Below are 14,694 nucleotides of genomic sequence, written 5' to 3' on the forward strand. Positions count from 1 at the left end.
ACCGATTACCCCATCGAGCGCATTTTCCGTGACACCCGTGGTGGCACCATTCCTGAGGGAACCACCGAGGTGCAAACGCTGATTGTCGGACGCGAGATTCTCGGCATGTCTGCTATTTCCTGAGCGTGTTGACATGAACGATAGCCTCCGCACCAAGGACACTTCCATGCAGAATGCCTCCGCCAAGCCCGCAGAATTGACGCGCTTGATGAATCCCCGCTCCATTGCTCTGGTAGGCGCCTCCGACCGAGAGGGCAGCATCGGAGAACGCACTCTTACCAATTTGTTAGCCCACTCCGACTTTCAAGGCGAGGTCTATTTAGTCAATCCAAGCAAAGCCGAAATCCGCGGTCACAAGTGCTGGCCCAGCATCAGCGCACTTCCGGCAACGCCAGACGTGGCGGTGGTGGCCGTTCCTGCAAGTGGAGTGCTCGGAGTGATTGAAGAATGCGCGTCACGCAAGGTCGCGTTTGCCGTCATCCTCAGCTCAGGCTTCGGCGAAGCCGGGGCCGAAGGCGAGCAAGCCCAGGCGCGTATGAAGGAGATTGCCGACGCCAGTGGCCTGCGCCTGTATGGGCCCAATTGTCCGGGCTTGGTCAACGTCAATGCGCGCTTAGGTCTGACCTTCTCGCCATCGTTTCCACACGATCTGGTCAAAGGCCCCATCGGTCTGGCGACACAAGGTGGCGGGTTAGGCCGCAACGTGATGCAGGCCATGGACCGTGGCATCGGCATCGGCATGTGGGCCTCCACCGGCAACGAGGTGGATCTGCAGGTTGCTGATTTCATCCACTACATGGCCGACGCGCCAGACATTCGCGTCATTGTCACTCTGCTCGAAGGCATTAAGGACGGGGCCAAGTTCGCGGCAGCGGTACAGCGAGCTGCCGCCAATGGCAAGCCGGTGATCGGGTTGAAGGTTGGCAAGTCAGAATACGGCGCCAAGGCGGCGCAGTCACACACGGCCTCACTCACCGGGTCGGCCGAGGTCAATAGCGCGGTATTCCGTCAATTCGGAGTGATAGAGGTGGGTGACATTGATGAATTGGTGGACACCGCCTGGCTTTTCGCGCGAGCCATGCCACCTGAGCAGGATGGCATCGGCATCTATTGTTCGTCGGGCGGTACTGCCGCGCTGGCGGCTGATGCGGTGGGCTTGGCTGGACTTACCTTGGCACCGTTCACTGCCGAGACCACGGCCGTGCTGCGCGCTAACTTGCCCGACTACGCTGCTATCGGCAACCCCGTGGACACGACCACCGTGGTGCTGAGCAATGAGAACGTGGTGGAAACGACTTTGGGCGCGGTGGCCTCTGACGCTAACCTGGCATTGACCATCGTGCCGATTGCCCTGGACTACGGCGAGACCACTACTCGCATGGCGCAGAACATCATCAATGTGCAAAAACGCAGCCGGGCGCCCATTGTGCCGATCTGGATGAGCGATCGTATGGGTGATGGCTACCAACTGCTGGTGCGGGAAGGGTTTGCTCCGCCACGCTCGGTGGGCAAGGCCATCACGGCCATTGCGCGCTGGGTGGAATACGGACGCTGGCAGCGTGCAAACCCTACTCCGCGTGTGAAGCTTCCTAAAACGGCCCCTGCAGGTAACTTCGAAACGCGCAGCTTGTCTGAATCGCAAGCCAAGCAACAGTTACGTGACGCTGGCATACCGCTGTTACCCAATGCGCTGGCCAGTTCCGAGCAGCAAGCCTGCACGCTCGCCTCGGAGATGGGCTACCCGGTGGTGGCCAAGATCGCCAGCGAGCAAATCGTCCACAAGTCCGACATCGGCGGCGTACAAATCAACTTGCAAGATGCAGCGCAGGTGGCGCAGGCCTGGAAAAGCATCATGGCGTCCGTGAAACGGCATCAGCCGGAGGCAACGATCGACGGCCTGCTCATCGAGAAAATGGCGCCACGCGGCGGCGTGGAGTTGATGGTGGGCGTCACACGCGACCCGGTGTTCGGCCACATGATGACCTTCGGGCTGGGCGGCATTTACGTGGAGATCCTGCGCGATGTGTCGCGCCGCATGCTGCCGCTGGATGCCTCTGACGCTGCAGCCATGGTGCGCGAGATTCGCAGTTTCCCTTTACTGAACGGTGCACGCGGTCGGCCAGTGGCCGACTTGGCGGCGCTGGAACAGTTACTGCTGCGCATTTCCGACTTTGTGATGGAGAGCGCACACCGAATCGAGGAGATGGATTTGAACCCGGTGTGGGTAGGGGCAGCCGGCGAAGGTGCCATGCCGCTGGACGCTGTGATCATTGAGCGCATGACCGAAAAGGAAGGGAACCCCAAATGAATGCCACGGCTATGCGTCCACCGCTGGATGGCATTACGGTCGTCGATTTCAGCGAACTGCTGCCGGGCCCCTTCTTCACGCAGAGCTTGGCCGAACTAGGTGCGCAGGTTATCAAGATCGAACGCCCACCCGGCGGCGACAATGTGCGCCACATGGGGCCAGGCATCTTCGAAGCCGTGAACCGGGGCAAAAGGAGCCTGCTGGTCGATCTCAAGGACGAGACACAACGGCGTGAGGTGCTGGCTCTCATCGCCACCGCCGACGTGGTGGTTGAGTCGTATCGGCCTGGCGTCATGAAGCGCCTGGGGCTGGATGCAGCCAGCCTGTGCGCGCAATTTCCGCGTCTGGTGTATGTGTCGCTCAGCGGCTATGGCCAGCAAGGGCCCTGGGCTCAACTGCCGGGCCATGACATCAACTACCTCGCCGCCGCCGGTGTCCTCGCTGTGTCTGGCACGCCAGAAGGCGGTCCTGCGCAGAGCTTCGGCCTACCGGTGGCAGACCTGTGTGGATCAATGTACGCGCTCTCCTCGACACTTGCAGCACTCCTACAGCGCGGGCATACCGGTGAGGGTCAGTACCTGGACGTGGCACTCGCCGACTGTGCTTTGCATTGGATGAATCCCCGGCTAGGCGCGTATAGCGAAGCCGGTGCAGTTTCGCTGGATACCCAACGGGAGGCAACACTGCTCAAAGCCGCCTATGGAGCTTTCCGCTGCCGCGACGGATCATATGTCTCCATCGCGGCTTTGGAGGACCATTTTTGGCAACGACTATGCGCAGCACTGGACCTCGGGCCCTTCGCCGCTGAAGACTATCGACCGCATAAGGCTCGCAAGCCAGTGGCGGCCGCCATCAATCAGCGCATCGCACAGCAATTGCAAGCCCTGGACTCCGCTCAAGCCTTCGCCCTGCTAGAGCAGCATGATGTGCCGGTCGCCCCGGTGGTCGAACCTGCCGCTGTATCCGAGCTGCCGCAGTTCGCGCAGCGCGGGAAGTTCGATGCCGGCGCTGCGATGACGCTGGTCCGCTACCCGGTGCCCATGGTCGGTGTGCACTCTGGCTCGCTTGGCCCCGCGCCCGAGCTCGACAATGCCAGGACCTGAGACCATGGCGCAGGTCTTTCGCACGCGCATCACTGAGCTCTTCGGGATCGAGCACCCGATCCTAGGGGGCGGACTGATGTGGCTTTCCGACGCAGACTATGTTGCCGCACTGGTCAACGCAGGCTGCATGGGCTTCATCACCCCTCGCTCCTTCGAGCGCGATGAGGATTTCGCCGCAGCGCTGATGCGCTGTGCCGAACTCACTGGCGGTCGACCCTTCGGCGTGAACCTGACCCTCTCCAGCCGGCCGGAGGCGAATCACGCTGTCACGCGCTGGCTGGAGATTGCGCTGAGCCACGGAGTGCGCTTCTTCGAGACTGCCGGCTATGCGCCTACTAACGTCATCGAAACGTTGCACGCTGCCGGCGCCGTAGTGCTCCACAAAGCGCCCAGCATACGCCATGCCCTCTCGGCAGAGCGCGCCGGAGCAGATGCCATTGCGTTGATCGGCATGGAAGAAGGCGGTCACCCTGGCACCAATGAGTTGCCTACTATGCTGATGGGGGCGCTGGCCGCCGAGCAGTTCAACGTGCCTGTTGTACTAGGCGGCGGTATAGGCCATGGACGCCAGATTGCGGCAGTCTTGGCCCAAGGGATGGAGGGCGTAATGATTGGAAGCCGCTTTCTGGTGTGTGAAGAAATTAACGCCCATCGACGCTACAAGGAGCACCTGCTGGATTGCGATGAGCACTCCACGGTGCGTCTGCTGCACACGCTGGGAAACACCTGGCGCGTGCTGAGAAACGAAACTGCCTGTCAGATCGATGAAATCGAACGAGCAGGGGCCACGGACCATGCGGCCTTCGGTGATCTCATCAGCGGTCGGCATGCCCGCGATCATTGCTATGAAAAGGGCGACTGGCAGCGCGGCATGCTGTCGCTTGGGCCGTCGATCGCCTTCGCTAGGCGTATCGAGCCGATGCGCCAGATCGTAGCTCAGCTGATGACAGAGACTCGGACAGCGCTTGGTCGGCTGCCGACCCTTTATGAGTCGAAAGCAGCGTGACGGCGGTCTTTGGATTCGCCAAATAGACAACAGCTTCTAATGGTGATCAGGTTGATAGCAGTTCAAGGAGCAATCCATATGCTGCTATCGGCCATGCTCTCCCAGGCATGCCAAGCTGAACCGGGCGTGCTTCAGGTAATCAGCGCGCGAGTCAACAAATCCACTCCTGCCAGGAAGTCGCCGATGTCCATGGCTTCATGCGGATTGTGCGAGCCATTTTCGTTGCGAATGAAGACCATGGCCGACGGTACTCCCGCATTGGCAAATACTGCCGCATCGTGACCGGCACCGCTTGCCATGCGCTCCAGTTTGATGTCTTGCCCCGCTGCTTCCAGACGGTTCAGCCAATCGGCGTCCATGGTGGCCGGTTCCGTGAACAGGCGTTCGTCGAACTCGAAACGCACGCCGCGGGCGCGCTCTATGGCCTGGCACTCTTCGCGCATCAGGGTATAGAAGCGCTCCAGTGTCTGGGTGTCCTGGCTGCGTACCTCGAAGCTGAAGGCCACTTCGCCGGGAATGACGGAAACGGCATGCGATTGCGCCGAGGTGGAGCAGATGCCCGTGGTCATCACCATGTCCATGCCCATCTGCAGCAGCACGCGCCAGTGTTCGTCCATGCGTGACAGCAGCTCGGCAACCGCCAGCAATGCATCCTTGCGCAGCCAGCGCGGCACGGCGCCCGAGTGGCCGGTTTCGCCGATGCAGCGGATCAGGTTGTGACGGACGTTGCCGCGGATGCCTGTGACCAGGGCCACCGGCCAGCCGCGATTGACCATGACCGGCCCCTGCTCGATGTGCAACTCCAGATAGGCAGATATATTCGCGAGATCCAGCAGCGGCTCGGCGCGTTGAATGGCGTCGATATCGGCGCCGCAGCGCGACATGGCTTCGCTCAACACGCCTGCGCCATCGCGGTGAGGGCGTTTCAATGTGGCGGCGGGCAGCTTGCCCAGCAGGGACAGAGAGCCGAGGTAGGCCTTTCCGTACCAGGCGCTTTCCTCGCCGCGAAGGGCCAGAACGCGCAGTGGCGGAGCCTGTTCGTGGCGGCCGCGCAGCTGAAGCAGCATTAGCATGCCGGCGACAATGCCTGCCAGTCCGTCGAAGTTGCCGCCCTGCGGCACGGAATCGGCATGAGAGCCAACGACGACGTAGGGTTCCGTCCGGTTTTCCTCTGGCAGACTCAACCACAGGTTGCCGGCTCGATCCCATTCATGGTTCAGGCCCAGATCTTCGGCCCGCTCCTCAAGTATGCGCAGCGCAGCCGTCTCGCCTTCGCCGTAGCTTGCGCGGGTGACGCCAAGGCCGTCGCGGGTGGCATCGCGAATTTCAGAGAGCAGGGCTTGCGCCAGTGCGCTGGTATCCGTCATGGTGTTGCAGGCCATCATGCTCCGCTACCTCCATGTCGGATGGACCAGTCCACAGGCGAGGCCGAGAAGTCCGCCAGCGTGGCCTTTTGCTCGGCACTGAGCTGTCCGCTCGCAAGCAGCGCTTCATGCAGCTGATTCCAGGTCGCCAGAGCATGCAGGGACAAGGCGTGATCGGCCAGGGTGCCTGCTTGGGGGGCATAGAGCGCATAGTCGAGCAGAACCAGCACGTCCTCGACCACGGGACCGGCGCGGCGCAGGGCGGTAACCGTCCCGGCCTTGGAGCGACCGTCTGTGGTGACGTCATCCACCAGCAGGACCTTGGCATCGGCAGGCAGGCGGCCTTCGAGCTGGGCTGTGATGTCCCAGCCGACAGGACGCTTGCGCAGATAGAGCATGGGCAGCTCAAGTCGCTCGGCCAGCCATGCCGCAAAGGCAATGCCCGAGCTTTCGGTTCCCACGATGGCATTGATGCCGCGAGCTGCAATCAGTGGCCGCATGCAGCGGGCTGCGATGTCCATGATTTCGCTGCGCAGAGCGACATCGGACATCAGGACCTGGGCATCCACATAGACCGGGCTGGCCCAGCCCGAGGTGTAGATGAACGGTTGATGCGAAGCAATGCGTACAGCGCCGAGGCCGACCAGGGCCCGGGCAACGCGTGGCGCGTCGGAAGTGGAAAGAAGCATGAGCGTGTATGTTGGCAAAGTGGGCATGTTAAGTAGGCAGGCTTGTGGCAAGAAGTGGCTAAAATTCCTCGAGCCGTTCCAAAACGTGATGGCTTGAGCTGCGCATCTGGGTGTTGACCGCTGCGTCCTGTTTGAAATCCCTGGCTGCGCTTCTGTGCGCCTGCTTGTCATCGCCCCATGTCCGACTTCACTTCGCCGCGCAGCTTTCTGCGCCAGATAGACCTTTCATCGCTGGATCTGTTCGTGCTGATCTGCGAGCACGGCAGTATTGCGCGGGCGGCCGAGCAGGGCGGCATGGTCGCCTCGGCGGTCAGCAAGCGTGTTGCCGAACTGGAATCCCTGGCCCGCACTCCCTTGCTGCTGCGCCATGCCCGCGGGGTGCGCCCGACTCCAGCCGGAGAGTTGCTGCTCGCGCATGCGCGCACGATTCTTCTGGGTGTCGAACACCTGCGTGACGATCTTGGCGAATATGCGCGGGGCGTACGTGGGCTGGTGCGTCTCAGTGCCAATGCCTCCGCCGTGGAGCAGTTCTTGCCCGAGGATATTGCTGTCTTCGTGAAGCATCATCCCGATATCCGCATCGATCTGCGTCAGGCAACCAGTCGCTCGGTAGCGCGTGCCGTGCGCGATCACATGGCTGATCTGGGGGTCTGCAGTCCAAGCGACGAAGTCGAGGGCCTAGAGTCCATGCCGTACCGGCATGAACGCATGGTACTGATCATGCCCAATGACCACGCTCTGGCCCATCATCAGGAACTGGCCTATGAAGAAGCACTGGACTATGCCCAGATCGGTTTGCGCGACAGCAGCATCGTTCAGGAGGTGCTCAATCAGGAAGCCCGCGCCGGCAGACGAATGCTGCGCCAGCGCATCGAGGTCGACAGCCTGAGTGCCATGTGCCGAATGATCGAATGCGGGCTGGGTGTAGGCGTCATGCCTGAAGGCGCGTACCAGAGACTGGGCGAGGCTCGTGCTCTGCATGCGGTGCCGCTGACCGATGCCTGGGCAGAGCGCAGCCTCAAGCTGTATGCCAATAGCTTTGCCGACCTGCCTGCGCCGGCCAGACATTTTGCGCAGGCACTGATGCCGAAGGAGTGAGGCAGAGCGGATGGCATGACGCGATATGGGCGCTGCTTGCCTGCCTTTGCTGGAGTTACTTCAGTCGGTCGGCCGCTGTCTGCAATTGCGTGCCTGCAAAGCAATGGGCAAGTGACGCAGACAGCCTGCACGGCCCAAGCACGTCGGTTTGTGGATGACTCCTGAGCGGATCGCCGCCAGGTCTCAGCCTTTCTTTGCAGCCCACAGATGCTGCGCCCACATGCCGGCCAGCATGGCGGCGACAAACAGCCAGACTTGCGGTGCAAGGGTCGCCAGATTCATCAGCGCCGGGCCGGGGCAAAAACCTGCCAGTCCCCAGCCTATGCCAAACAGGGCTGAGCCTGTCAGCAGCTTGCGATCAATGACGGTGCTGGTGGGCAGTTGCATGGGCTCGCCCAGCAAAGCGGTCTTGCGGCGCTTGGCCCAGGTGAAGGCAATCAAGCCTACGGCGATGGCTCCGCCCATGACGAAGCCCAGCGAAGGATCCCATCGACCGAAAAAATCCAGAAAGTTCTGCACCTTGGCGGGGTTGCCCATACCCGAAAGAATCAGACCCAGGCCAAACACCAGTCCGCAGAGCAAGGCTGCAATATTGATGATCATGATGTTCTCCTTGCTGACTCAAGCAATGACATGGCGCATCACGAACACGGTGATGGCGCCCGTGGCGATAAAGGTTGCCGTAGCGGCCAGAGAGCGCGGCGACAGGCGTGACAGACCGCACACGCCGTGGCCGCTGGTGCAGCCCGAGCTCATGCGCGTGCCGAAGCCCACCAGCAGGCCGGCGGCGATGATGATTGCCGGGCTGGAAGGCAGCTGCATGGCTGGCAGCGGGGCAAACAGCGACCAGGCCAACGGCGCGGCAACCATGCCCAGGATGAATGCCAGGCGCCAGCCCCACTGCTTGACGGAAGACCAGGTCGGCAACTGCAGCAATGCACCGGTAATGCCGCTGATGCCGGCCACGCGACCCAGCAAGGCAATGAGCAGGGCGGCGGACAGACCGATCAGCAGGCCGCCGACCAGCGATGTCCAGGGTGTGAATTCACTCCATAAGATATTCATGCTGTCTCTCCTGATTGGCAGAACAATTGATACAAGGTTTGCATCAGCTGCAGGGCGCGGGCATCGGCCAACTGATACCAGATGAATTTGCCTTCGCGGCGGGTGGTGACCAGACCCTCACGCCGCAAAATGCCCAATTGCTGGGACAAGGTAGGCTGGGACACGCCTGTCAGTTGCTCCAACTCGCCCACGGTGCGCTCCTGCAGGGAGAGCTGACACAGCAGCAGCAGCCGGTCTTCATTGCCCAGTAGCTTGAGCATGGCCACAGCTTCGCCTGCATGGGTTCGCATGGCATGCAAATCCAGCGTGGCCTGTGCTTCGTCAAAGGTTGATGAGCTCATTGTTTCACTTTTCAAAATATTTTCATATATTATATAAAAAAGTAAATTAATTGGTGTGCTTCGGTGTTTCGGGTACATCGTTTTAGGAGTCACCATGTCAGCCAATGTGATGCATATCGAGCCGTTTTTTGATGCGGCTACCGGTACCGTGAGCTATGTTCTGGCCGATACGATCAGTGGTCAGGCGGCAGTGATTGACCCGGTGCTGGATTTCGAGCCCAAATCCGGCACCCTGAGCAGCCGCTCCGCGGACAAGCTGATCGACTATGTGCGAGCCAATGGCTGGCAGCTGCAGTGGATTCTGGAAACTCACGCTCATGCGGATCATCTTTCCGCGGCCCAGCATATTCGTCACCATCTGGGCGGCAAGGTGGCGATCGGTGCCCATATCCGCGATGTGCAGGCCGTGTTTCGCAAGATCTATCACTTCGAGCGCAGCTTCTTGCCTGACGGCAGCCAGTTCGACCATCTGGTGCAGGATGGCGAACGTCTGCCGCTGGGTCAGCTGGAGTTGCTGGCCATGCATGTGCCCGGCCATACTCCGGCCGATATGGCCTACCGTGTGGAGGATGCCGTGTTTGTGGGCGATACCTTGTTCATGCCCGATGTGGGCACGGCACGTGCCGACTTTCCCGGCGGCGATGCGGCGACGCTCTATCGTTCGATTCGGCGCATTCTGGAACTACCTGGACAGACCCGCATTTGGGTCTGCCACGACTACCCGCCGGCTGGGCGCAAGCCGCAATGGCAGACCACGGTACAGGCCCAGCGCGACAGCAACATCCATGTGCATGATGGCGTCAGCGAGGCGGAGTTTGTGCAGATGCGCACTGCACGCGACGCCACGCTGGATATGCCCACGCTGATTCTGCCTTCGGTGCAGGTCAATGTGCGTGCCGGCAAGCTGCCGCCTGCACAGGACGATGGCCGTACCTATATTCAGCTGCCCATCAATGCCTTTGCCAAGAATGGGCAGCTTCCGCAGGGTCTGCAGCAGTGATTATTGCGCTGTGCTGCTCTGACTGGCGCTGGCCGCGCGCGTGCTGTTCAGCTCATTGAGCTTGAGCTGCAGGCGCACCATGTGCTCGGCATAAACCAGCACTTCCTGCGTGGGCAGAGGCTTGGCAACACGCGCGGAATAGACTTTCAGTGCGCCTTGAGCCACCTCGGGGTCATCGCTGTCCGCATACCAGGCCCAGTCGGCGAGATGGGAGGCCAGCTCCGGATTGCTGTCTGCCAGCGCCACTGCACGCTGAATCACCGGCCTGGCACCGCCGGCTAGCTGCACGATTTCTTTGGCCTCATTGGCCAGGGGCGCCGGGCGCCAGTGCGATGGAATATCGTCCCACCAGCCGCTGTACTCGCTGACCACCATGCGGCCTATGTCCTTGGCCGAGACATAGAGCTCGCGCGCATCGCTGCGCTTGGCAAGCTCCGGCGGTAGCGCCACTTTTTCAATGACCTGATCGCGGCGTACTCCGCTGTTGAGGCCAGCCACCACTTGCTTGGAGATGCTATCCAGCATCTGGGCCTGGGCGGGCAGTCGGTCCTGAATTTCCTCGGGTTTGGTGATGGCCGGGCCATGGGCAGGCAGCAGCAGCTCGGGCTTGAGGGCTGCCATATCGCGCAGAGCCTGGGCCCATTCCTCGGGGTAGCGCTGGCGGCGCTTGCCGTTGCCGGCATTGGGCAAGAAGTCCTGAAAGTAGTCTGCACTGGCCACAATCTTGCGGCCCGGCACGGCAACCCAGATCTGGTCTTCGGTCTCACCGCGCGCATGGGTCAGCACAAAGTCCTCACCACCGATCCTGAGTGTGGTCTTGCTGTGGAAGGTCTGCGTGGGCCTAACTGCATCTGCCCAGGTGCGGGGCACATCGGCCGCGCCTTGCTGATTGTTGCGCGCAATCAGCCCGTTGCTGCGCATGTCCAGCTCCATCTGCGTGATGAAGCGCTGCTCGGTGACCACACGTGGCTTCTGGTCCATCAAGGCCCAGGCGCCAAAGGCATGGTCGGCATGGAAATGCGTGAGGATGACGGTGTGCAGCGGCTTGTTGCTGAGCTTCTTCAGCGTTTCTGCCAGCGCGGGACCGGCGGGTGCATAGCCGCTATCGACCAGTACCAGACCTTCATCGGTCTCAAACACCACCACATTGACGATGGGAAAGCGCAGCAGCCAGGTGCGCGGGGCCAGCTCTTGTACCTTGAGCTTGGCGCGTGCGTCGGCAATCGCGTTCTGGTTGGTGCGACTGCACATATTGTTGGCCACTGCGATGGACAGCTCGGCGCCAAAGCCTCCGCCTTCCTTGATGGATTGGACCATCTGGGGATTGGCTTTGTAGACCTGGGCCCGTGCTGCCATATAGGCCGGATTCTGGATGCCCGAGACAGCGCGATCATCCGGCTCGTGGGCTTGTGCAGTGCCCATGCCCAGCTGGCTCAGTGCCAGCGCCATGCTCAGAATGCTCAAACAATGTTGTGAGTGTTTTTTCATGAAGAGACCTCTTGCGACTATTCGGGCTTGATGGGTTGAACGGGCTCCAGAATCCAGGAGGGATCGAGCACCTCGGGCCAAGGCTGGTAGGCACGGGCCATCAGGTAAAACAGGTTTTCCTTGGGTGTCGGCAGCCAGTTGGCACGCTTTTCGGGGCCGGGGTCCGCGGGTTGCAGCCAGATGTCCAGACTGCCGTCGGCATTGAACTTCATGCCCTTGGTACGGTCGCCAATGGAGTAGCGGTTGATGGGGTTGTCCACCATGTACTGACCACCAGTCACGAATTCATAGAGAGAGATGGACCAGAAGGCATCGGCGGGCAGGCGACCTTGGGGCAGATGCAGGCGGTATGCCTGTCCCTTGCCGAGAGCCTGATTGTTACCGTCCACACTGGCAGCGAAATAAGTGGCTTCTGCGGCCTCCAGGCCCAGGATGCCGCCCGACATGGCTGCCGACTGGGCACGCATGGCGTAGTTGCTGCCAAACCCGTCAGGCAGGCGATAAGGCGTCCAGCCGTTTCTGCGTCTAGGGTCTGCCGTCTTGCGGTCGGCATTCAGGCGATTCTTGAGCTCGTTTTTCTCGATCTCGGGGGCCAGTGCCAGCCAGCGCTGCTGCACGGGCTCTGGCAGCTTGTCCCAGCTGCAGGCCGCGCCACAGATGCCGACGCGGGCAAAGCGCTCAAGCAGCTCTTGTTCCGTGCCGGGAGGAGGGTTGCGCACCAGAGCCTCGTTGGCCACATCGACAAAGCGGCCCCAGTCCTGCGCTCGGGGCTTGAGACGCGGGCCGTCCTCGGTCGTTGGGAACACCGGCGCTATGCGAAAGCCGTCCTGAACAGCATGGGCGGCCTTGAGGTCGTCTTCGCCGGTGACAAGCACCCGCAGATTCAGGTAGACATCGCGTGTGGGTGCTCTGACGATCTGATCCACCTGCGGAATCTTGCCGCTCCAGCGCGGGCCGACCAGGGCGACCTTGCGTGACTTTGTGCCCCCAATGCGCCTGCCCACGTAGGAGAAGGTGTTGAGGTCGGCCCCGATCATGGCAATCACGTAATAGCGGCCATGGGTTTCGGGCAGGGACAGCACCAGTGGAGATCTCTCCAGATCCAGCCAGGAGGTGGAGTAGAAGGTGTCTCGAATCGGGCCGTTGGCCCAGCGGTCCTTGGGCGTGGCCAGGTGGCGCGAGTGGCGGAAGTGGTTGAGCGTGGTGGCGGTGGGTGAGTCTTTGACCTCCAGGGCTTCATGCCGCATTTTCATGAATTCCTGATAGGGGTAGGCGTAGAGCATGGCCTCGCGGATCAGGCTGTCCAGAGCCTGGTCTTCGGTGGCTGCGGAGGTCTGGGCATGGGCATGGGCCATGCCCAGGCAAAGGCCCAATGCAGCAGTCGCCATGGCGCGCAGCCCAGCGCGGTTCAAATTTGACATGTGATTGAGATAGTGTTTTTGCAGTGATGTCCGGGGCCTGCGCTTTCTTCATCGAGGCCCGGACTTGTCTCCCGCGAGCAGTTGGTGACGCATGCTCAGGCGATGGTCTTGGTGCCGGGCGTGCTCAGGTGCCGGCGTTGCGCGTGGCTTCAGGGGTGAACATGGATGGGTTCATGTCTCCCTTGTTGAGCACGGGGCCCTTGGGGCGCTCCTGGAACATGTTGTAGGCCACGTAGCCGCCACCAATCAGGTCGTGGTAGAAGGCCGTGCCTGCATGCCAGGCGTTGGAGTCGAACGCGTAGTAGTAATTGATGAGGCCTTGCTGCCACAGATTGCCGCGTGCATCGTAGAAGTCGCTCATCACGGCGTGGCCGGTGTCTTCGTCAAGGAAAAGCACGCGCTTGCCATAGAGATGGCGATAGCCTTCCTTGAGCGTGGCTTCCAGCACCCAGACGCGGCGCAGTTCATAGCGCATGTAGTCGGGGTTGGCATGGCCGGGCTTGAGCAGATCGGCGTACTTCACGGTATTGGCGTGAATCTTGTACGCATTGGCGGGAATGTAGATTTCCTTCTTGCCCAGATTCTTCCAGTTGTAGCGCTCGGGCGAGCCATTGAAGAGACGGTCGGAGTCAATCGTCATCTTGGCGCCCACGCCGCCGCCCATGGGCTGGTCAAAGCCGTACTCGGGAATCTGGCGCACCCGGCGTGTACCCGGGTCATAGCTCCAGCCCAGGCGCTTGTCCTTGCTGAAGTTGACCGGCTCTCTGCTGACGCTGACCCCACCTTTCTCACGCTCGGGCAGCTTGACCGCATTCATGCCCTGGGCCATGGTGCCTTCCAGCGGCTTGCCGGCCTGCTCGGGGGAGTTCAGCAAGCTCATGCTGCGGTTGTCGGCGCGGCCGAAGACGGTGGAGCCATCCTGCATCACGTAGGCGTTGTCACGCAGTGTGTGTTCGGTGAACGAGCGCAGCGGAAACAGGTTGTTGAAGGCCAGTTCCATGCCAGTCTTGGGGAAGGGGAACGGTATGGCTCCCTTGACCGCGTTGTCAGCCCCCATTCCGTCAGCGCTGATCACGGCGTTCTGCGCATTGGCTTTGGCCGAGGCGCAAGCAAAGTCCGGATAGCGGAAGTCACGATGGCCCGGATACACGGGAATGCTGAAGGTCTTGGGATAGCGCGCGAACATGGCCTTCTGGCCTTCGGTCAGATTGGCGGCGTACTTGGCGACATTCTCGGCCGTGATGGAGAACAGGGGCTTTTCACTGGCATAAGGGTCCACAGGGTGCTGACCCGCATGCGGCGTGTACTGAATTCCAGGTGGTGTTCCCAGCCATTTGCCCGTGTATTCGGGCACGCCGCTGGCGGTGCCGGCCTTTTCGGCGCCGATACAGGTCAAGGACTTGCCCAGCTTTTCAATTTCTTCGGGGCTGCCTTTGGCGGCGGCTGCACCAGCCATGACGCTGGTCACGGTCAGCGCGATCAGGGCGCGGTAGCTCAGGTTGCTTTCCATCACGAATCCTCAAAGATGTATGTGTGCAGCATTTGCACTATCGATCTGCCCGCGAATCGGGCCAAGGTCTAGTCCAGGTCAGCTAGTCGCTGACTTGACGCCTGTCGATGAATTCAATGTTCAAGCGAGCTTTGCGGCTCACCATCGCTCGTTTGGACTAGCCCGTAAGGTCTATCGAAGTCACCTCAGAGACAGACTGCTGCTCCAGCTCTGCGCCGACTCGGGCAAGCAAGGGAAAACCTGTGGTGATTGACCTAGGGAAAACCAAGATGAAAATGCGCTTGAGGAATATCAAGCGTGA

At 61.2% G+C, this 14,694-nt stretch carries 14 protein-coding genes; 6 read left to right on the forward strand and 8 right to left on the reverse strand.

Annotation, left to right across the window (positions count from 1 at the left end):
- From AAIL66_RS03910 to AAIL66_RS03925, 4 genes are all read left to right on the forward strand, one after another.
- Positions 1-123: acyl-CoA dehydrogenase family protein (locus AAIL66_RS03910; RefSeq protein ID WP_343496180.1), on the forward strand; the 123-nt coding region annotated here is incomplete at its 5' end.
- A 43-nt stretch (positions 124-166) separates the two neighbouring features.
- Positions 167-2,308: an acetate--CoA ligase family protein gene (locus AAIL66_RS03915; protein ID WP_343496052.1), complete on the forward strand. Its 2,142-nt coding sequence runs from the start codon at positions 167-169 to the stop codon at positions 2,306-2,308.
- A complete protein-coding gene (locus tag AAIL66_RS03920) occupies positions 2,305-3,411 on the forward strand; it encodes a CoA transferase (RefSeq protein WP_343496053.1) in 1,107 nt (368 codons plus the stop codon). Before AAIL66_RS03915 ends, AAIL66_RS03920 begins: the two co-directional genes overlap by 4 nt.
- 4 nt (positions 3,412-3,415) lie before the next feature.
- Complete coding sequence (locus AAIL66_RS03925) at positions 3,416-4,417, forward strand: nitronate monooxygenase (protein WP_343496054.1); 1,002 nt, start codon at positions 3,416-3,418, stop codon at positions 4,415-4,417.
- A 131-nt stretch (positions 4,418-4,548) separates the two neighbouring features.
- Here the strand turns inward: AAIL66_RS03925 and AAIL66_RS03930 are convergent, their stop codons facing one another.
- Complete coding sequence (locus AAIL66_RS03930) at positions 4,549-5,802, reverse strand: hydantoinase/carbamoylase family amidase (RefSeq protein ID WP_343496055.1); 1,254 nt, start codon at positions 5,800-5,802, stop codon at positions 4,549-4,551.
- Positions 5,799-6,470, reverse strand: a complete 672-nt coding sequence (locus tag AAIL66_RS03935; RefSeq protein WP_343496056.1) for a phosphoribosyltransferase family protein — start codon at positions 6,468-6,470, stop codon at positions 5,799-5,801. The genes AAIL66_RS03930 and AAIL66_RS03935 overlap by 4 nt, the downstream gene beginning before the upstream one ends.
- Positions 6,471-6,647: 177 nt before the next feature.
- On the opposite strand from AAIL66_RS03935, the gene AAIL66_RS03940 reads away from it, so the two are divergent.
- Positions 6,648-7,568, forward strand: a complete 921-nt coding sequence (locus AAIL66_RS03940; protein ID WP_003070090.1) for a LysR family transcriptional regulator — start codon at positions 6,648-6,650, stop codon at positions 7,566-7,568.
- Between the two features lie 183 nt (positions 7,569-7,751).
- Here the strand turns inward: AAIL66_RS03940 and AAIL66_RS03945 are convergent, their stop codons facing one another.
- From AAIL66_RS03945 to AAIL66_RS03955, 3 genes are read right to left on the reverse strand one after another with little or no spacing between them, the layout of a single operon-like run.
- On the reverse strand, positions 7,752-8,171 hold the full coding sequence (locus tag AAIL66_RS03945) for a YeeE/YedE family protein (protein WP_059440165.1): 420 nt from the start codon (positions 8,169-8,171) through the stop codon (positions 7,752-7,754).
- Positions 8,172-8,189: 18 nt separating this feature from the next.
- Positions 8,190-8,633 (reverse strand): YeeE/YedE family protein, encoded by a 444-nt coding sequence (locus tag AAIL66_RS03950; protein WP_343496057.1) that lies wholly within the window; start codon positions 8,631-8,633, stop codon positions 8,190-8,192.
- Entirely contained in the window at positions 8,630-8,974 is a 345-nt protein-coding gene (locus AAIL66_RS03955; RefSeq protein WP_034351989.1) for a metalloregulator ArsR/SmtB family transcription factor, read from the reverse strand. Before AAIL66_RS03955 ends, AAIL66_RS03950 begins: the two co-directional genes overlap by 4 nt.
- A 94-nt stretch (positions 8,975-9,068) precedes the next feature.
- Between AAIL66_RS03955 and AAIL66_RS03960 the strand changes: the two genes are divergently transcribed.
- Entirely contained in the window at positions 9,069-9,974 is a 906-nt protein-coding gene (locus tag AAIL66_RS03960) for an MBL fold metallo-hydrolase (protein WP_034351992.1), read from the forward strand.
- Here the strand turns inward: AAIL66_RS03960 and AAIL66_RS03965 are convergent, their stop codons facing one another.
- The 3 genes from AAIL66_RS03965 to AAIL66_RS03975 form a co-directional block, all read right to left on the reverse strand.
- A complete protein-coding gene (locus tag AAIL66_RS03965; protein ID WP_343496058.1) occupies positions 9,975-11,462 on the reverse strand; it encodes an MBL fold metallo-hydrolase in 1,488 nt (495 codons plus the stop codon).
- Positions 11,463-11,479: 17 nt separating this feature from the next.
- A complete protein-coding gene (locus tag AAIL66_RS03970) occupies positions 11,480-12,883 on the reverse strand; it encodes a DUF1254 domain-containing protein (RefSeq protein ID WP_343496059.1) in 1,404 nt (467 codons plus the stop codon).
- A 124-nt stretch (positions 12,884-13,007) separates the two neighbouring features.
- Positions 13,008-14,393 carry a DUF1329 domain-containing protein gene (locus AAIL66_RS03975; RefSeq protein WP_343496060.1) on the reverse strand — a complete coding sequence of 462 codons (1,386 nt, stop codon included), beginning with the start codon at positions 14,391-14,393 and terminating at the stop codon, positions 13,008-13,010.
- Between the last annotated feature and the right edge of the window lie 301 nt (positions 14,394-14,694).

The organism is Comamonas sp. F1-6 (assembly GCF_039581415.1).
GTDB lineage: Bacteria > Pseudomonadota > Gammaproteobacteria > Burkholderiales > Burkholderiaceae_C > Comamonas > Comamonas thiooxydans.